Source organism: Pseudomonas marincola, assembly GCF_900116605.1.
Taxonomy (GTDB): Bacteria; Pseudomonadota; Gammaproteobacteria; order Pseudomonadales; family Pseudomonadaceae; genus Aquipseudomonas; species Aquipseudomonas marincola.
In genome coordinates this window covers 540,752-557,785 of sequence record NZ_FPBC01000001.1, presented here as the reverse complement: position 1 = coordinate 557,785, position 17,034 = coordinate 540,752, and the positions used below count along the sequence as shown (strand labels likewise).

Sequence of the window (17,034 nt, the reverse complement as noted above, 5' to 3'; positions counted from 1 at the left end):
TATATAGTCTTGTGTTTAGCCATTCTGGCTTTCTAAAAACTCTAAGATTTGGGGACTAAAATGACATACACCCGTTCACAGAAAGGGATGTCGATTATTGGTTGGCTCTTCGTTCTGGCGCTGGTGGCTTTTTTCGCCAGTACTGCGTTCAAGATGCTGCCGCACTACATGGACTACATGTCCCTGGAAAAGATCATTACCTCGGTTGAAACCGAGAAAGGTCGCGAAATCACCACCGTCGGTGATTTTTACAGTTATGTGAACAGTGGCATGACCGTAAACAGCATTCGCGACGTTAAGCTGGAAGACATACTAAAAGTGAAAATCGAGAACAACGAATTTCACGCTCATCTGAAATACGAGAAGCGTGAACCACTGATCGAGAACCTCGATCTGGTGGCTAATTTTGACAAAGAATTCCGTGTGCGTATGCCGTGACTGCTTCGTTAGCCCGCCTCGAGCGCCAGCTCGGTTATCAGTTCAAAGACCAGGACCTTATGGTTCTGGCATTGACCCATCGTAGTTTCGCTGGGCGCAATAACGAACGCCTTGAATTCCTCGGTGATGCAATCCTTAATTTTGTCGCCGGGGAAGCGTTGTTCGAGCGCTTTCCACAGGCGCGTGAAGGCCAGCTGTCACGCCTGCGCGCGCGTCTGGTTAAAGGCGAGACCCTGGCCGTACTGGCGCGTGGTTTCGACCTTGGCGAGTATTTGCGACTAGGCTCAGGTGAGTTGAAGAGTGGCGGTTTTCGCCGCGAGTCGATTCTGGCCGATGCGCTGGAAGGCCTGATTGGTGCCATTTACCTTGATGCCGGCATGGAAGTCGCCCGCGACCGCGTGCTGGCATGGCTGGCCAATGAGTTCGAAAGCCTGACGTTGGTCGACACCAACAAAGATCCGAAAACGCGGCTGCAAGAGTTTCTGCAGTCGCGCGCCTGTGAACTGCCACGCTATGAAGTCGTGGATATTCAGGGCGAGCCGCATTGCCGGACATTCATTGTTGAATGTCAGGTGACTTTATTGAATGAAAAAACCCTCGGACAGGGCGCCAGTCGGCGTATTGCCGAGCAGGTTGCAGCTGCCGCTGCATTGATCGCCTTGGGCGTGGAGAACGGCCATGACTGATTCACCTGTATTGCGTTGCGGCTATGTCGCCATCGTTGGCCGGCCGAATGTGGGTAAATCGACATTGCTCAACCACATCCTCGGGCAGAAGCTGGCGATCACCTCGCGCAAGCCGCAAACCACTCGTCACAACATGCTCGGGATTAAAACCGAGGGTGAGGTGCAGGCGATTTACGTCGACACGCCGGGCCTGCACAAGAACAACGAGAAAGCGCTTAACCGCTACATGAACAAGAATGCGTCTTCGGCACTGAAAGATGTCGATGTGGTTATTTTTGTAGTGGATCGCACCCGTTGGACCGATGAAGACCAGATGGTTCTCGAGCGCATTCAGTATGTTGAAGGCCCGGTGATTCTGGCCATCAACAAAACTGATCGCCTTGAAGATAAAGCCGAGCTGATGCCGCACCTTGAGTGGCTGGCTGAGCAGTTGCCGAATGCTGAAATCGTGCCGATCTCGGCGCAGCATGGGCACAACCTCGAAACGCTGGAAAAACTGGTTGGCGAGCGTTTGCCGGAAGGCGTGCACTTCTTCCCGGAAGACCAGGTCACCGACCGCTCCAGCCGTTTCTTCGCCGCTGAGCTGGTGCGTGAAAAGATTATGCGTCAGCTGGGCGCCGAGTTGCCTTATCAGATAACGGTCGAGATTGAAGAGTTCAAGAAGGAAGGGCGCATTCTGCATATCCATGCGCTGATTCTGGTTGAGCGCGACGGGCAGAAGAAAATCATCATCGGCGACAAGGGTGAGCGCATCAAGCGTGTGGGTCAGGAAGCGCGCAAGGACATGGAAGTGCTGTTTGACTCCAAGGTCATGCTCAACCTGTGGGTCAAGGTTAAAGGCGGCTGGTCCGACGATGAGCGAGCACTGCGCTCGCTCGGCTATGACGATATTTAACACCTCAGGCGCGCGGCACGATCGCCTGCAACGGCGGGCGATGTTTCACACCGCGCAACCCGCGCCTGACCGAGTAATCGCGTCGGGCGCAGGCGCCCCCATTCTCTCTTGAGTCTGCATCTGCCATGCTTGCGCTCAGCCAACCCGCTTTCGTGCTTCACAGCCGCGCCTATCGCGAAAGCAGTGCGCTGGTCGATTTCCTCACTCCGCAAGGTCGCCTGCGCGCGGTATTGCGCGGCGCCAGAGGCAAGGCCGGCACGCTGGCCAGACCCTTCGTAGCGCTGGATGCCGAATTCCGCGGGCGCAGCGAGCTGAAGAATGTCTCACGCCTTGAAGCCACCGGCTTTCCCATGCTGATCGCCGGGCAGGCTTTGTTCAGTGGGCTCTACCTCAATGAACTGCTTATTCGCCTGTTACCCGCCGAAGACCCGCATCCGTTGCTCTTCGATCACTACGCCATGACCTTGCAGGCGCTCGCTGAAGGGCGTGCTATTGAACCCTTGCTGCGCTCATTTGAATGGCGTTTGCTGGGTGAGCTGGGCTATGGTTTTGCCCTTGATAGTGATGTGCAAGGCGAGCCGATTGCCCCAGAAGGCCTGTATCGCCTGCAAACCGAAGAGGGGATGGTGCCTGTCGGGCAGTTTCAGCCTGGCGTATTTCAGGGCAAAGAATTATTGGCCATGGCCGAAGCCGATTGGTCGGCTGTCGGCGCGCTCGCGGCGGCAAAACGCCTCATGCGCCAGGCGCTGGCCCCTCATTTAGGCGGCAAACCGTTGGTGAGCCGTGAATTGTTTATGACGCTCAAGGAGCCTGTTCGTGACTGATGCCAATCGTGTATTGCTTGGGGTAAATATTGACCATGTGGCGACGCTGCGCCAGGCGCGCGGTACACGTTACCCCGATCCGGTAAAGGCAGCGCTGGACGCCGAAGAGGCGGGCGCTGATGGCATTACCGTGCACCTGCGTGAAGATCGCCGGCACATTCAGGAACGCGATGTGCGCGTGCTCAAGGACGTGCTGCAAACGCGCATGAACTTCGAAATGGGTGTGACTGAGGAAATGCTCGCGTTCGCCGAGAGCATTTGCCCGGCGCACGTATGCCTGGTGCCGGAAACACGTCAGGAGCTCACCACCGAAGGCGGGCTTGATGTGGCGGGGCAAGAGGAGCGGATTCGCGCGGCGGTTGAGCGCTTGAGCAAGATTGGCTGTGAGGTGTCGCTGTTCATTGATCCGGACACCGCTCAGATCGAAGCGTCCAAGCGTGTCGGTGCGCCCGCTATCGAGTTGCACACCGGGCGTTACGCCGATGCCCATACCCCGCAAGAGACTGCGCACGAGCTTGAGCGTATTCGCCAGGGTGTGGCTTGCGGCCTGGCCAATGGGCTTATCGTTAACGCCGGTCACGGGCTGCATTATCACAACGTCGAGCCTGTCGCGGCGATTGCCGGGATCAATGAACTCAACATCGGCCATGCGCTGGTTGCCCACGCCTTGTTCGTTGGCTTCAAGCAGGCAGTCGTGGAAATGAAGCAGTTGATCACTGCCGCAGCGGATCGTGGTTAACCGCTGAGCGTGACTTTGAAGTGCTGAAAAGGCAGGAGAATGCTCCGGCCTTTTTGCTTTTGCACCGTTAGAAAGGTGCAGGACACTCGAAACGCATCCGCTCACCTGTTTGCGGGTGAGTCAGGCTGAGCATGCAGGCGTGCAAGCAGAGGCGCGGATAGGCCTGTAGCGCTTGCTCATGCGCATACAGGCCGTCACCCAGCAACGGGTGACCGATAGAGAGCATGTGCACGCGCAGTTGGTGTGAGCGGCCGGTAATCGGCGTCAGCTCGACACGGCAATAGTCGCCACAGCGCTCGATAATCCGCCAGAAGGTCTGCGCGTGTTTACCCTGCTCAAAGTCGACCACGTGACGCGGCTTGGTTGGCGGATCATAGCGCAGCGGCAGGTCGATCGAGCCGCTGTCCTGTTCGGGTTGGCCCCAGCACAGCGCCATGTAGGCTTTTTCTGTCTCACGATCATGGAATTGGCGCGACAGTTCGCGGTGGCTGTCCGGGTCGCGTGCGAGCACGATAATTCCCGAGGTTTCCCAGTCCAGTCGATGCACGATACGTGCTTCGGGGAAGCCGTTTTCTTGCAGGCGAGTCACCAGGCAGTCCTTGTTGTCTTCTGCGCGACCGGGCACCGAGAGCAGCAGGGTGGGCTTGTTGATCACCAGCAGGGCGGCGTCTTGGTGGAGTATTTCGATCTGGCTGAGAGGCATTGGCGATTCTTGCGTTAGCGGTTTGTTGCGGGGTGAAAATGAAACGGCGGCCAACAGGGCCGCCATTTTCATAACTGTCGATCGTGTTGTTACCGGTTGGCGAGAGCTCAGAGCTTGCGCGAACCCCGGCGATTAACGATCGGGCAGGGTGATGTTCAATTCCAGAATCGAACAGCTGCCCTGATTCTCCAGGGCAACCTGCACTTGGTCAGATTCGATATTGACGTACTTGCGAATCACGTCGACCAATTCTTGCTGCAAGGCCGGCAGGTAGTCCGGCTTGCTGCGTTGGCCGCGCTCGTGGGCGACGATAATTTGCAGGCGTTCTTTCGCGATCGAAGCAGTGGAGCCTTTCTTGCGCTCACGAAAGAAGTCAAAAATATTCATTCACGACCTCCAAACAGACGTTGTAAGAATCCTTTCTTCTGTACATCAAGGAAACGATGCGCCACTTCTTTGCCTAGCAGGCGGTCAACTGCGTCGCTGTAGGCTTGGCCCGCATCGCTCTGGTCGTCGAGAATCACCGGAACACCCTGGTTGGATGCTTTCAGTACAGCTTGTGACTCCGGAATGACGCCGATGAGGCGAATCGCGAGAATTTCTTCTACGTCGTCAACGCCGAGCATTTCACCTTTGGTGACGCGCTCTGGGTTGTAACGGGTGAGCAGCAAGTGCTCCTTGATCGGGTCTCCGCCTTCTTCGGCGCGGCGTGATTTGCTCGCAAGCAAGCCCAGCATGCGGTCGGAGTCACGTACCGACGAGACTTCAGGGTTGGTCACGACAATCGCTTCGTCAGCGAAGTACATGGCCAGGTGAGCGCCTTTCTCGATACCGGCTGGCGAGTCGCAAACCACGTATTCAAAGTTTTCGGACAGCTCTTTCATGACCTTTTCAACGCCTTCAACGGTCAGCGCGTCTTTGTCACGGGTCTGGCTTGCGGCCAGTACGAAGAGGTTTTCCAGGCGTTTGTCTTTGATCAGGGCCTGGGTCAGTGTGGCTTCGCCGTTAACAACGTTGACGAAGTCATACACTACGCGGCGCTCGCAACCCATGATCAGGTCAAGGTTACGCAAGCCGACGTCGAAGTCGACGATGACTGTTTTGTGCCCGCGCAGAGCGAGGCCGGTACCGATGGCAGCGCTGGTGGTGGTTTTACCTACGCCACCTTTGCCGGAAGTGACTACGAGGATCTTGGCCAAGGTGTTTCACCCCAAAATATAAGATTAAAGCGGGATCTTTCGGCCGATTGAGGCTTCCTGATGCCCTTATTGTGTCCAGAATTTGCGGCAGTATCCGTTAAAGACGAGTGATGTTCAACAGCTCACCCGACAGGCAGACATGAACCGCATCGCCCCACAGTGGATCGCGTCTCAAGTCTTCTGCAACCTTGTAATGGCCGGCGATGGAAAGCATTTCCGCGCCCAGCTGTTTACAGAAAATTCGTGCTTTCAAATTACCTTTTACGCCAGCCAGTGCCCGGCCACGCATAGGCCCATAGACATGGATGTTGCCGTCGGCGAGAAGTTCCGCGCCCGAGCTGACAGCCGCCAATACGATCAAGTCACCGCCTTGTGCATAAACCTGCTGGCCGCCGCGCACGGGGCTGGTGATGATTTTGGTCGGTTTATGTTCGGGCTCTGCCGGGGCTGGCGGCTTTTCAGGTTTTTTCTCGGCCTGACCTGCGGTCGGATCGATAACGCGTTCGCGCGCGCCAGAAGGAGGCAATACCGGCAAGTCGAGGGCGTTGGCGGCAGCTATGTGCGCCTCATTGCTGGCGCGAACCGCCAATGTGCGCAGGCCGTGCTTGCGGCATACGGCCATCAGCGCAGCCAAATCCAGCTCTTCTTCGCTTTCGGGCAATTTGTCGAGCGCCAGAATAAGCGGGGTGTTGCTGAAAAAATTCGGGGCTTGGGCTACTTTTTCGGCCAGTTGCTGATCGAGTTGCTCAATCGAATACTGCGCCAACTCCATTACGGTGATGGCCAGCATACTGCCTTTAAGTTGGAATACAGGGGCTTGGTCGAGGAGGTCGGCTTGACTCATGGTGTGCCTGGGGCGCCTTTTCGGTTGGGCTTGCGGACAAACAGACCTGCTTACCGCTGAAATTTCTAAACTGTGATTATTTCACTGTGGCTCTTATAGCGAGAACTACGTTGGCCCGCAAGCGGCTACCCGTTTTTGCCGGATGCTCAGGGCGCTAAAGACTTGAAATTGCTGGCCATGTCCTGGTTCAAATGGCTGACGTACGCTGCATTGGCCAGGTGAATGCTGACCTTTTGTGCATTGTGTTTCTGCCGCGCGATACCTGTTGCAGAGGGCCGGGTTTTTTCGTCGCTCACGGCATAGACCGCAGGCCGGCAAAAAAGTCCTATAGAATGTCGCACTTGATGCTCTGATCGGAAGTGTTCATGGAACGTCCTGTTTTTAGTCGCGCTTTTCTGCACCCCAAATATTGGCCGTTATGGCTGGGATTGGGCCTGCTCTGGCTGATTGTGCAATTGCCTTATCGGGCCCTGCTCGGGTTGGGGAGTGCGCTGGGTGCAGTGATGCGGGTATTCGCCCGTGAGCGCCGTGAGATCGTTGCGCGCAATCTGGAGCTCTGTTTTCCAGAGAAAAGTGCAGATGAGCGCGAGCAATTGCTGCGCGAAAACTTTGCGTCGACCGGCATCGCGTTTTTCGAAATGGCCATGAGCTGGTGGTGGCCACAGGCGCGTCTGGCCAAGCTGGCGCACATCGAAGGGTTGCAGCACTTGCAGCAGGCTCAGACTGAGGGGCAGGGCGTAATCCTCATGGCCCTGCATTTCACCACACTTGAGATAGGCGCTGCCTTGCTGGGGCAGGTGCATACAATCGACGGCATGTACCGCGAGCATGACAACCCGTTGTTCGACTATATCCAGCGCCGCGGCCGTGAGCGGCACAATATGGATGCAACTGCGATCGAACGTGAAGATGTTCGTGCCATGCTCAAGGTTCTGCGCGCGGGTCGGGCTATTTGGTATGCGCCGGATCAGGACTATGGCCGCAAGCAGAGTGTGTTTGTGCCGTTGTTTGGTATTCAGGCGGCAACTGTTACGGCGACGACCAAGTTTGCCCGTCTGGGACGTGCCCGCGTGTTGCCGTTCACTCAGCAGCGCCTGCCGGACGGTGCTGGCTATCGCCTGGTTATTCATTCGCCGCTCGAGGGTTTCCCGGCCGACAGTGAAGAGGCAGATTGCCTGTTGATCAATCAATGGGTCGAAACGGCAATCAAGGAATGTCCGCAGCAGTATCTGTGGGCGCATCGGCGCTTCAAGACCCGCCCCGAGGGTGAGGCGCGGCTTTACCCCAAGCGCAAGAGGAAATAGCGCACGCCGGCAAGGCGCTTTTCTATACTGCCTCTAACAAGCTAAGGATTATTCATGAGCCCAGCACCCCAAACCCATGAACCGATTACCGGGTTGATTCTGTCAGGGGGTGGTGCGCGAGCGGCTTATCAAGTGGGCGTACTGGCGGCAATTGCCGATTTGCTGCCAGATCCCGAGCACAATCCCTTTCCCGTTATTGTCGGCACCTCTGCCGGTGCAATCAACGCGGTGAGTCTGGCCTGTGGTGCCTTGCATTTTGGCCAGGCGGTGCAGCGTCTTACTCAGGTCTGGCAGGGGTTTTCAACTGATCAGGTCTACCGCAGTGATTGGCCCGGGGTGATTCGTCAGGCCAGTCGTTTCTTGGGTCACAGCTTGCTTGGCCTGGGTTCGCAAGTGCCGGTCGCCTTGCTCGATAGCGCGCCATTGGCGGAGTTGATCAAGGAAAGGCTCGATTTCAGCGGCATCTCGGCTGCGGTTCGGCAGCGTAAATTGCGCGCGGTGGCGGTGTCAGCATTTGGTTATGACACCGGGCAAGCGGTCACCTTCTATCAGGGTCGCGCCGCCATCGAACCGTGGTTTCGTCATCGTCGCGTGGGTATACCGACGCGGTTGGCGTGTGAGCATCTGATGGCGAGTGCTTCGATCCCGCTGCTGTTTCCGCCGGTTAAAATTCAGCGTGAATACTTTGGTGATGGTGCGGTGCGTCAAAGTGCACCGATCAGCCCGGCGCTGCATCTCGGTGCCAGCCGGGTGTTGGTGGTGGGCGTGAGTGGCAACCTGCAAGATGAAACAACCAGCCCCAACGAGTTTCGCCCGCACAATGCCAAGCAACCAAGCTTGGCGCAGATTGCCGGGCATATGCTTAACAGCACGTTTATCGACAGCCTTGAAAGTGATATCGAATTGCTCGAGCGGCTCAATCAGATGGCCCGCCTGGTGCCGGCCGATCAGCAGGTTGGTCATGTCATCAAACCGGTTGAAGTGCTGGTCATTGCCCCCAGCCAGCCGCTCGACGTAATCGCAGCTCGCCACCGCCGCGAGCTGCCGGCGGCTTTGCGCCTGTTCTTGCGCGGGCCCGGCGCTACGCATGCAAGCGGTGCGGGTGTACTCAGTTATCTGCTGTTCGAGGCAAGCTATTGCAGCGAGTTGATCGAGCTCGGCTATAAGGATGCAATGGCGCAAAAGGCCAAACTTTGCAGTTTTCTGAATATCCAGCCGGCCACGGTTGCCGGTGAAGTGTCGATACCGGCATAAGTCTCAATCTTGCCCGGGTCTGTAAGCAGGCTTGCGGGCAGGTATGACTTGCTGGTCATTATTTCAATAATTTATCCCTGAGCTATTGGCTGCGTTTAAACTGCGCCTTCATGACGCTTTCTGTCGCATTTGCATAAGCGCCGTTTTCACTCGGGTTGGCGCTATAAGAAGTTGTCGCATAGCGGCAATGCCAGCCGGTGTTCAGTCCCTACAATCGTTAAATCGCCTGTCACCCTGTTTGGGTGTTCCTCGTTAGGAGAGTTCAGATGTCAGTTCAGCACGACCCGGTTCAACGCGCCGACTTCGATCAGTTCATGGTCCCCAACTATTCGCCTGCCGCTTTCATTCCGGTGCGTGGCGAAGGTTCGCGCGTGTGGGATCAAACCGGTCGAGAACTGCTCGACTTCGCTGGCGGCATCGCGGTTAACGTACTTGGTCACGCGCACCCGGTGCTGGTGAAGGCGCTGACTGAACAAGCCAATGCGCTGTGGCATGTGTCTAACGTCTTCACCAACGAGCCGGCGCTGCGTCTGGCTAAAAAGCTGACTGACGCTACCTTCGCTGAGCGGGTGTTTTTCTGTAACTCCGGTGCGGAAGCCAACGAGGCGGCTTTCAAGTTGGCGCGTCGGGTTGCGTTCGATAAGTTCGGCGAGGAGAAGTGCGAAATCATCGCGGCGGTCAACAGCTTCCACGGCCGGACTCTGTTTACCGTAAGCGTGGGTGGCCAGCCGAAGTATTCCGATGGTTTCGGCCCGAAAATCCAAGGCATCAGCCACGTTCCGTACAACGACCTTGAGGCACTTAAGGCCGCTGTCAGCGACAAGACCTGCGCCGTAGTGCTTGAGCCAATTCAGGGCGAAGGCGGCGTACTGCCGGCCGATCTGGCTTACCTGCAAGGCGCCCGCGAGCTTTGCGACAAACACAATGCGTTGCTGGTGTTCGATGAAGTGCAGAGCGGCATGGGCCGCAGCGGTTCGCTGTTCACTTACCAGCATTACGGCGTAACCCCGGACATCCTCTCCAGCGCCAAGAGCCTGGGCGGTGGTTTCCCAATCGGTGCGATGCTCACCACCACCGAACTGGCCAAGCATCTGGCCGTCGGCACCCACGGCACTACCTACGGCGGCAACCCGCTGGCGTGCGCGGTGGCCGAGGCGGTCGTCGACACCATCAACACCCCTGAGGTGCTGGAAGGCGTCAAAACCAAGCATCAACAGTTCAAGACCGCGCTGGAGAAGATTGGCCAGCAATATGCAGTGTTCAGTGAAGTGCGTGGCTTGGGCTTGCTGATTGGCTGTGTGCTTACCGATGCCTGGAAAGGCAAGGCCAAAGTCATTCTCGATGCCGCCGCCCAGGAAGGTTTGATGGTGCTGCAGGCCGGCCCCGACGTGGTGCGTTTTGCACCGAGCCTGGTTGTGACTGAAGCCGAGATCAATGAAGGTCTGGCACGGTTCGAGCGTGCTGTCGCCAAGGTTACTCAGGCTTAACTGAGTACAGGCCCGGCACAGGAAGTGCCGGGTTCCTCGCACGGGATGGCTTATTTCGATTATCCGCAGCACTGCTGCGGTTTCCCTGAGCGCTCAATGCAGGTGCTCGGGGCTTTTCTTGAGAAAGGAGTGGCACCATGCTGGTGATGCGCCCCGCGCAAATGGCTGATCTCGCTGAAGTCCAGCGTCTGGCCGCGGATAGCCCGGTTGGTGTGACTTCACTGCCGGATGACAGTGAACGCCTGAGCGACAAGATCGCCGCCTCGGAAACTTCATTTGCCGCTGAAGTCAGCTTCAATGGCGAAGAGAGTTACTTCTTCGTGCTCGAAGATACCGAAACCGGCAAGCTGGTTGGTTGCTCGGGAATTGTTGCTTCTACCGGTTATTCGGAGCCGTTTTACAGTTTTCGCAACGAGACCTTTGTGCATCACTCGCGAGAGCTGAAGATCCACAACAAGATTCATGTCCTGTCGTTGTGCCACGACCTGACCGGCAACAGCTTGCTCACCAGTTTTTATGTCGAACGGCCGTTGGTCAACACTCCCGCAGGTGAGCTCAATTCACGTGCGCGCCTGCTGTTTGTGGCCGCACATCCCGAGCGGTTTGCCGACGCTGTGGTGGTCGAAATTGTCGGCCACAGCGACGAGGCGGGCGACTCGCCGTTCTGGGATGCTGTGGGGCGCAACTTCTTTGATATGAACTACGCCGAAGCTGAGCGTTTGTGTGGCCTTAAGAGCCGCACATTCCTCGCCGAGCTGATGCCGCATTACCCGATTTACGTGCCGCTGTTGCCAGACTATGCCCAGGAAGCCATGGGGCAGGTGCATCCGCGTGCGCAGGTGACGTTCGACATCCTGATGCGTGAGGGTTTCGAGACCGATCATTACATCGACATTTTTGACGGCGGCCCAACTTTGCATGCGCGTACGTCGGGCATTCGTTCTATCGCCGACAGCCGCGTTGTGCCCGTGCATATCGGCGCCAAAGCGACGGGCGGCCGACAGTATCTGGTCGCCAACGGCCAGCTCCAAGACTTCCGTGCGCTGGTCACCGAGCTGGACTGGGTGCCAGGCAATCCTGTCGAGCTTGATCTTGAAACCGCCGAAGCCCTGGGCGTCGGCGAAGGCGCCAGCGTGCGTCTGGTTGCGGTTTAACCATTAGCGGTGAGCGTGTAATGGCGGGCGACTGCGCGCATTGCACTTAGCAGCCTCAGGCGCTTGAACGCTTGCAGCTATCTGGAGGATTTATGATCGTTCGTCCCGTACGCAGCGCCGATTTACCGGCCCTGATTGACCTGGCACGTAGCACGGGTGCCGGCCTGACCACTTTGCCGGCCAATGAAGAGCGCCTCGCGCACCGGGTCGGCTGGGCTGAGAAAACCTTTGCCGGCACGGCCGAGCGCGCTGATGCCGATTACCTGTTCGTGCTCGAAGACGACGACGGCGGTGTGGTTGGCATATCGGCGATTGCCGGTGCTGTCGGCTTGCGTGAGCCTTGGTACAACTATCGCCTTGGCCTGACGGTCAGCGCCTCGCAAGAGTTGAATATTCATCGTCAGGTACCGACCCTGTTTCTGGCGAATGACCTGACCGGCAACTCAGAGCTGTGCTCGCTGTTTTTGCGCAGTGACAAGCGCAGCGGCCTTAACGGTCGAATGCTGTCGAAAGCGCGCTTTCTGTTTATCGCTGAATTCCCCGAGTTGTTTGGTGACAAGGTCATCGCGGAAATGCGCGGCGTCTCGGATGAGCAAGGCCAGTCGCCGTTCTGGGAATGTCTGGGCCGCCACTTCTTCAAAATGGAATTCAGCCAGGCCGATTATCTGACCGGGGTCGGCAACAAGGCGTTCATCGCCGAGTTGATGCCCAAGTTTCCGCTGTACACATGCTTTCTCTCTGAAGGTGCGCGCAACACCATCGGCCGTGTGCACCCGGACACTGAGCCAGCGTTGGCGATGCTCAAAGGTGAAGGTTTCAGCTATCAGGGCTACGTCGATATTTTTGATGCCGGCCCGGCAATTGAAGCCGAGACGCAGAAAATCCGTGCCGTGCGCGACAGTGAAACGCTGGTGCTGGCCATCGGCACGCCTGGCGATGATGCACCGCCGTTCGTGATTCATAACCGCAAGCGTGAAGATTGCCGGATCACTGCCGCCCCGGCACGCGTGGCCGCTGGCACGCTGGTGGTGGATGCGCTAACCGCCAAGCGCCTGCAAATGTCGGCGGGCGATCTGGTTCGCGCGGTGCGCTTGTCTGCACGTGGTTAATTGATTGAATTCTGCATCCGGCCTGGCCGGTTGCCAAATTGCTGGGAGTGGTAAAACAAAATGAGCACTCATTTCATTGCAGGAAACTGGCTGGCAGGTGAGGGCGACGCATTCGAGTCGCTCAACCCAGTCACTCAGGACGTTCTTTGGCAGGGCCGTGGTGCCACGGCCGCTCAGGTCGACAGCGCGGTAGCAGCTGCGCGTGCAGCGTTGCCGGGCTGGGCTGCACAGTCACTCGATCAGCGTATTGCGCTGCTTGAGCGATTTGCCGTAAGCCTCAAGGAACATGCAGATGAGCTGGCTCGTACCATTGGTCAGGAAACCGGTAAGCCGCTCTGGGAGTCGGCTACCGAGGCCACCAGCATGGTTAATAAAATCGCCATTTCAGTGCAGAGCTACCGCGAGCGCACGGGCGAGAAGAGTGGCCCGCTGGCAGACGCTACCGCTGTTCTGCGGCACAAACCGCACGGTGTGGTTGCGGTGTTCGGGCCGTATAACTTCCCGGGCCATTTGCCTAACGGGCACATTGTTCCTGCGCTGTTGGCGGGTAACACCGTGGTGTTCAAGCCAAGCGAACTGACCCCTAAAGTGGCCGAGTTGACGGTCAAGTGCTGGATCGCTGCCGGCCTGCCAACCGGCGTCTTGAATCTGGTTCAGGGCGCACGTGAGACGGGCGTGGCGCTGGCCTCGAATCGTGACATCGACGGCTTGTTCTTCACCGGCTCAAGCCGCACCGGCAATTTGCTGCACAGTCAGTTTGCCGGTCGTCCCGACAAGATTCTTGCCCTGGAAATGGGCGGCAACAACCCGCTGGTAGTGGATCAGGTCAATGATGTCGAAGCGGCGGTGTACACCATCATTCAGTCGGCGTTTATTTCTGCGGGTCAGCGTTGCACCTGTGCGCGTCGCCTGCTGGTTCCGGCTGGCGAATGGGGTGACAGCTTGCTGGCGCGTCTGGTTACTGTGGCCGCCAACATCAAAGTGGGTGCCTACGACGCTCAGCCTGCGCCTTTCATGGGCTCGGTGATTTCGCTGGCGGCAGCGCAGCAGTTGATTGATGCGCAGCAAGACTTATTGGGCAAAGGCGCGGTTTCCCTGCTTGAAATGCGCCAGCCAGAGGCCGGCGCAGCTTTGCTCACGCCAGGCATTATTGATGTGACGGCGGTAGCGGATCGCCCGGACGAAGAATTCTTCGGCCCGCTGCTGCAAGTGATTCGCTACGCTGATTTTGATCAGGCCATCGCCGAGGCCAATAACACCCAGTACGGCTTGGCCGCTGGCCTGTTGTCGGATTCCAAGGGCCGCTACGAGCAGTTCTGGCTGCACAGCCGTGCCGGTATCGTTAACTGGAACAAGCAGCTCACTGGCGCGGCCAGCAGTGCACCATTCGGTGGTGTGGGCGCCTCCGGTAATCATCGTGCCAGCGCCTATTACGCGGCCGACTATTGCGCCTATCCGGTTGCCTCGCTTGAGAGCGAGAGCCTGAGCCTACCCGCCACGCTGACGCCAGGAGTAAGCCTGTGAGCAATGCTTTTGAAGTGAACTTCGACGGGCTGGTCGGGCCGACGCACAACTACGGCGGTTTGTCCTACGGCAACGTCGCCTCGCAGAGCAACAGCAACGTCGCCTCCAGCCCTAAAGAAGCCGCCAAGCAAGGCCTGGCGAAAATGAAGGCGCTGATGGAAATGGGCTTCAAGCAGGGCGTGCTGGCGCCGCAAGAACGCCCTGATTTGAACGCGTTGCGCAGCCTGGGTTTTGCCGGCACCGATGCGCAGGTCATCGCCAAGGCCGCCAAAGAGGCTATGCCGCTGTTGGTGGCAAGCTGCTCGGCGTCGAGCATGTGGACGGCAAACGCCTGCACGGTGAGCCCGAGTGCCGACACGGCCGATGGCCGTGTGCATTTCACCGCTGCCAACCTCAACTGCAAATTCCACCGCTCAATCGAACACCCGACCACCAGCCGGGTGCTGGGCGCCATGTTTGCAGATTCTCAGCACTTTGCTCATCACGCGGCGCTGCCCGCTGTGGGCCAGTTTGGTGATGAAGGTGCGGCTAACCACACGCGGTTTTGCAAAGAATATGGCGCTGCCGGTGTCGAGTTTTTTGTTTACGGTCGCAGTGCCTTCGACAGTCGTTTGCCTGCCCCGCAGAATTACCCGGCGCGGCAGACGCTGGAAGCCTCTCAAGCCATTGCCCGTCTGCACGGTCTGAGCGAGAGCGGTGTGGTTTACGCCCAGCAAACGCCGGCTGTGATTGATCAGGGTGTGTTCCATAACGACGTGATTGCAGTCGGCAACGGTGAAGTGCTGTTCCATCATCAGGATGCCTTCCTCAATAGCGATGCGGTCATGGCTGAGCTGCGCGAAAAACTGGCGCGTGTCGGCGCTGAATTCCACTCCGTGTGTGTGCCGCGTGATGCGGTGGGTGTGGATGATGCGGTGAAGTCTTACCTGTTCAACAGCCAACTACTCAGCCGCGGTGATGGCAGCATGCTGCTGATTGTGCCGGAGGAGTGCCGCAACAACAGCAATGTATGGAACTACCTGCAGCAGCTGACGAGCAGCAACGGCCCGATTCGTGATGTGAAGGTTTTTGACCTCAAGCAAAGCATGCAGAACGGCGGCGGGCCGGCGTGCCTGCGGCTGCGTGTTGCGCTCAAGGAAAACGAGTTGGCGGCAGTCAATCAGGGTGTAATCATGACCCCGGCTTTGTATGACACGCTGACCGTTTGGGTCGATAAACACTACCGTGACCGTTTGACTGAAAACGATCTGGCAGACCCGAATTTACTGATTGAGTGCCGGACGGCATTGGATGAACTGACGCAGATCCTTAAACTAGGCTCGGTTTATCCATTCCAATTGCCCTGAATAGAGAGTTCCTACAATGTCTGACGCCCTGCAACTTATCCTCGAAGACACCGACGGCACCCAGCTGGAAACTTCCTGCACTCGTTTTGCCGTTATGTGGCAGGGCAAGGAAGTGTGGATTCAGCAAGTGGGTAACAACCAGCTGATGATCGGTGTCGATGTCGCGGAAGGCGATACCGAGTACGCCAATCTGGTACTGCGCCCGTTGGCGACCAATCTGGTCAGTCTTGAGCTGGAAATCGAGCCGGCCGATGTTGATGAAGACGGTGTTGCCGGTCACGTGCATGGCCCGGATTGCAACCACGACTGATTGCGTGAGGCCTCTGCAGCGCTAATGCGTCGGTGCTTTTGCGCCGTATTAAGCTGTCAGAGGCCGCTGTCACAGTCATAGCGTTTTCAATGTAAGGGTGCACGATCGCGGCACCTGGATGGCAATAATGGAGTCGTTATGCTTGCACTTGGACAACTGCTTGAACTGACCCTGGCTGGACGTGAGCCAGCGGCGAAAATTCAACTGACGCCCGAGGGCACGCGTTTACGTTGGCTGGCAGAAGGCGCGCTGGAAATCACCCCGCCAGAGGCGCGCGATACTGGCCTCGACTTACTGTTGTCTGCCGGAATTCACGGCAACGAAACCGCACCGATCGAACTGCTTGATCGTCTGCTTCGCTCGATTGCCAATAATCAGCTGCAACCACGTGTGCGTATCTTGCTGTTGCTGGGTAATCCAGCGGCGATGCGCCATGGCGAGCGTTATATCGAGCAAGACATCAACCGTCTGTTCAATGGCCGTCATGAATACAGCGAAGGCTATGAAGCGTTACGTGCCGGCGAACTCGAGCGTCTGGCGGCTAGTTTCTTCAGCTCGCCTGAGCGCCAGCATCTGCATTACGACCTGCACACCGCAATCCGCGCCTCCAAGATCGAGCAGTTCGCGCTCTATCCGTGGGCCGAAGGGCGTCTGCATTCGCGTCGGGAGCTGGCGCGTCTGAATGCGGCGGGTATGGAGGCGGCGCTGCTGCAAAGCAAAAGCTCGATCACCTTCAGTGCCTACACCTACTCGGCGTTGGGCGCAGAAGCCTTTACGCTGGAATTGGGCAAGGCGCGGCCATTCGGGCAAAACGAGATGGTTAATCTCGACCTGCTCGAGGCGCGTTTGCAGCACATCATCGAAGCCACTGAGCCCGATGAAGATGAGCAGGGGCTTGATGGCCTGCAGCTGTTTGCGGTGGCGCGTGAGGTGATCAAGCAGAGCGATGAGTTCCAGCTGCACCTGCCGGCCGATATCGAGAACTTTACTGAGCTTGACGTCGGTTATCTGTTGGCTGAGGATCGCGGAGGCGTTCGCTGGACCATTGAGGAGGCGGGCGCTCGCATTATCTTCCCTAATCCCAAAGTCAAAAATGGCCAGCGCGCTGGCATATTGATTGTGCCGAGCGATAACGCCCAGCTTGCTTGAACACGCATTGTTCAGCCAGGCGGGCAGTGTTCCGCCTGGCTCGCCGTAATATCCACTTAAGGCCCGAAC

The 17,034-nt window shown here is 57.7% G+C and carries 19 protein-coding genes; 14 read left to right on the top strand and 5 right to left on the bottom strand.

Annotated elements, in window-relative coordinates; genetic code table 11:
- Positions 1-60: 60 nt before the first annotated feature.
- From BM395_RS02700 to pdxJ, 5 genes are all read left to right on the top strand, one after another.
- On the top strand, positions 61-438 hold the full coding sequence (locus tag BM395_RS02700; RefSeq protein WP_069899400.1) for a DUF4845 domain-containing protein: 378 nt from the start codon (positions 61-63) through the stop codon (positions 436-438).
- Entirely contained in the window at positions 435-1,124 is a 690-nt protein-coding gene (gene rnc, locus BM395_RS02695) for a ribonuclease III (protein ID WP_069899399.1), read from the top strand. The genes BM395_RS02700 and rnc overlap by 4 nt, the downstream gene beginning before the upstream one ends.
- Entirely contained in the window at positions 1,117-2,019 is a 903-nt protein-coding gene (gene era, locus BM395_RS02690) for a GTPase Era (RefSeq protein WP_090508781.1), read from the top strand. The genes rnc and era overlap by 8 nt, the downstream gene beginning before the upstream one ends.
- Before the next feature lie 125 nt (positions 2,020-2,144).
- Positions 2,145-2,843: a DNA repair protein RecO gene (gene recO, locus BM395_RS02685; protein ID WP_090508780.1), complete on the top strand. Its 699-nt coding sequence runs from the start codon at positions 2,145-2,147 to the stop codon at positions 2,841-2,843.
- The gene (gene pdxJ / locus BM395_RS02680) at positions 2,836-3,582 is read left to right on the top strand and encodes a pyridoxine 5'-phosphate synthase (protein WP_090508779.1); all 747 of its coding nucleotides are present in this window, start codon (positions 2,836-2,838) and stop codon (positions 3,580-3,582) included. Before recO ends, pdxJ begins: the two co-directional genes overlap by 8 nt.
- Before the next feature lie 67 nt (positions 3,583-3,649).
- Here the strand turns inward: pdxJ and BM395_RS02675 are convergent, their stop codons facing one another.
- The 5 genes from BM395_RS02675 to BM395_RS23265 form a co-directional block, all read right to left on the bottom strand.
- The gene (locus BM395_RS02675; protein WP_090509195.1) at positions 3,650-4,351 is read right to left on the bottom strand and encodes an RluA family pseudouridine synthase; all 702 of its coding nucleotides are present in this window, start codon (positions 4,349-4,351) and stop codon (positions 3,650-3,652) included.
- A gap of 66 nt (positions 4,352-4,417) precedes the next feature.
- Entirely contained in the window at positions 4,418-4,672 is a 255-nt protein-coding gene (minE, locus tag BM395_RS02670; RefSeq protein ID WP_069899395.1) for a cell division topological specificity factor MinE, read from the bottom strand.
- Entirely contained in the window at positions 4,669-5,484 is an 816-nt protein-coding gene (gene minD, locus BM395_RS02665) for a septum site-determining protein MinD (RefSeq protein ID WP_069899394.1), read from the bottom strand. The genes minE and minD overlap by 4 nt, the downstream gene beginning before the upstream one ends.
- 97 nt (positions 5,485-5,581) lie before the next feature.
- On the bottom strand, positions 5,582-6,328 hold the full coding sequence (gene minC / locus BM395_RS02660; protein ID WP_069899393.1) for a septum site-determining protein MinC: 747 nt from the start codon (positions 6,326-6,328) through the stop codon (positions 5,582-5,584).
- 146 nt (positions 6,329-6,474) lie between these two features.
- On the bottom strand, positions 6,475-6,624 hold the full coding sequence (locus BM395_RS23265) for a hypothetical protein (protein WP_170860533.1): 150 nt from the start codon (positions 6,622-6,624) through the stop codon (positions 6,475-6,477).
- 69 nt (positions 6,625-6,693) lie between these two features.
- Here BM395_RS23265 and BM395_RS02655 point away from each other — a divergent pair, with 69 nt between their 5' ends.
- The 9 genes from BM395_RS02655 to astE all read left to right on the top strand — a co-directional run bounded on the left by BM395_RS02655 (position 6,694) and on the right by astE (position 16,965).
- Positions 6,694-7,632, top strand: coding sequence for a lipid A biosynthesis lauroyl acyltransferase (locus BM395_RS02655; protein WP_090508778.1), 939 nt, complete (start codon positions 6,694-6,696; stop codon positions 7,630-7,632).
- A 54-nt stretch (positions 7,633-7,686) separates the two neighbouring features.
- Complete coding sequence (locus BM395_RS02650; RefSeq protein WP_090508777.1) at positions 7,687-8,886, top strand: patatin-like phospholipase family protein; 1,200 nt, start codon at positions 7,687-7,689, stop codon at positions 8,884-8,886.
- Positions 8,887-9,152: 266 nt separating this feature from the next.
- Entirely contained in the window at positions 9,153-10,373 is a 1,221-nt protein-coding gene (locus tag BM395_RS02645; RefSeq protein WP_090508776.1) for an aspartate aminotransferase family protein, read from the top strand.
- Positions 10,374-10,510: 137 nt separating this feature from the next.
- Positions 10,511-11,527 (top strand): arginine/ornithine succinyltransferase subunit alpha, encoded by a 1,017-nt coding sequence (aruF, locus tag BM395_RS02640; RefSeq protein ID WP_069899389.1) that lies wholly within the window; start codon positions 10,511-10,513, stop codon positions 11,525-11,527.
- A gap of 92 nt (positions 11,528-11,619) precedes the next feature.
- On the top strand, positions 11,620-12,636 hold the full coding sequence (astA, locus tag BM395_RS02635) for an arginine N-succinyltransferase (RefSeq protein ID WP_090508775.1): 1,017 nt from the start codon (positions 11,620-11,622) through the stop codon (positions 12,634-12,636).
- Between the two features lie 60 nt (positions 12,637-12,696).
- On the top strand, positions 12,697-14,160 hold the full coding sequence (gene astD / locus BM395_RS02630) for a succinylglutamate-semialdehyde dehydrogenase (protein ID WP_090508774.1): 1,464 nt from the start codon (positions 12,697-12,699) through the stop codon (positions 14,158-14,160).
- The gene (gene astB / locus BM395_RS02625) at positions 14,157-15,506 is read left to right on the top strand and encodes an N-succinylarginine dihydrolase (RefSeq protein ID WP_090508773.1); all 1,350 of its coding nucleotides are present in this window, start codon (positions 14,157-14,159) and stop codon (positions 15,504-15,506) included. The genes astD and astB overlap by 4 nt, the downstream gene beginning before the upstream one ends.
- A gap of 16 nt (positions 15,507-15,522) precedes the next feature.
- Positions 15,523-15,816, top strand: coding sequence for a topoisomerase II (locus tag BM395_RS02620; RefSeq protein WP_069899385.1), 294 nt, complete (start codon positions 15,523-15,525; stop codon positions 15,814-15,816).
- Positions 15,817-15,954: 138 nt separating this feature from the next.
- Positions 15,955-16,965: a succinylglutamate desuccinylase gene (gene astE / locus BM395_RS02615; protein WP_090508772.1), complete on the top strand. Its 1,011-nt coding sequence runs from the start codon at positions 15,955-15,957 to the stop codon at positions 16,963-16,965.
- The last annotated feature ends 69 nt before the right edge of the window (positions 16,966-17,034 follow it).

What these genes read in the sequence shown, in the direction of transcription:
- BM395_RS02645 (WP_090508776.1), top strand. Translation starts at nt 9,153, where the DNA reads ATGTCAGTTCAGCACGACCCGGTTCAACGCGCCGACTTCGATCAGTTC.
- astA (WP_090508775.1), top strand. Translation starts at nt 11,620, where the DNA reads ATGATCGTTCGTCCCGTACGCAGCGCCGATTTACCGGCCCTGATTGAC.
- BM395_RS02650 (WP_090508777.1), top strand. Translation starts at nt 7,687, where the DNA reads ATGAGCCCAGCACCCCAAACCCATGAACCGATTACCGGGTTGATTCTG.
- BM395_RS02655 (WP_090508778.1), top strand. Translation starts at nt 6,694, where the DNA reads ATGGAACGTCCTGTTTTTAGTCGCGCTTTTCTGCACCCCAAATATTGG.
- BM395_RS02620 (WP_069899385.1), top strand. Translation starts at nt 15,523, where the DNA reads ATGTCTGACGCCCTGCAACTTATCCTCGAAGACACCGACGGCACCCAG.
- era (WP_090508781.1), top strand. Translation starts at nt 1,117, where the DNA reads ATGACTGATTCACCTGTATTGCGTTGCGGCTATGTCGCCATCGTTGGC.
- BM395_RS02700 (WP_069899400.1), top strand. Translation starts at nt 61, where the DNA reads ATGACATACACCCGTTCACAGAAAGGGATGTCGATTATTGGTTGGCTC.
- astE (WP_090508772.1), top strand. Translation starts at nt 15,955, where the DNA reads ATGCTTGCACTTGGACAACTGCTTGAACTGACCCTGGCTGGACGTGAG.
- minC (WP_069899393.1), bottom strand. Translation starts at nt 6,328, where the DNA reads ATGAGTCAAGCCGACCTCCTCGACCAAGCCCCTGTATTCCAACTTAAA.
- astD (WP_090508774.1), top strand. Translation starts at nt 12,697, where the DNA reads ATGAGCACTCATTTCATTGCAGGAAACTGGCTGGCAGGTGAGGGCGAC.
- minE (WP_069899395.1), bottom strand. Translation starts at nt 4,672, where the DNA reads ATGAATATTTTTGACTTCTTTCGTGAGCGCAAGAAAGGCTCCACTGCT.
- BM395_RS02675 (WP_090509195.1), bottom strand. Translation starts at nt 4,351, where the DNA reads ATGGCGGCCCTGTTGGCCGCCGTTTCATTTTCACCCCGCAACAAACCG.
- recO (WP_090508780.1), top strand. Translation starts at nt 2,145, where the DNA reads ATGCTTGCGCTCAGCCAACCCGCTTTCGTGCTTCACAGCCGCGCCTAT.
- aruF (WP_069899389.1), top strand. Translation starts at nt 10,511, where the DNA reads ATGCTGGTGATGCGCCCCGCGCAAATGGCTGATCTCGCTGAAGTCCAG.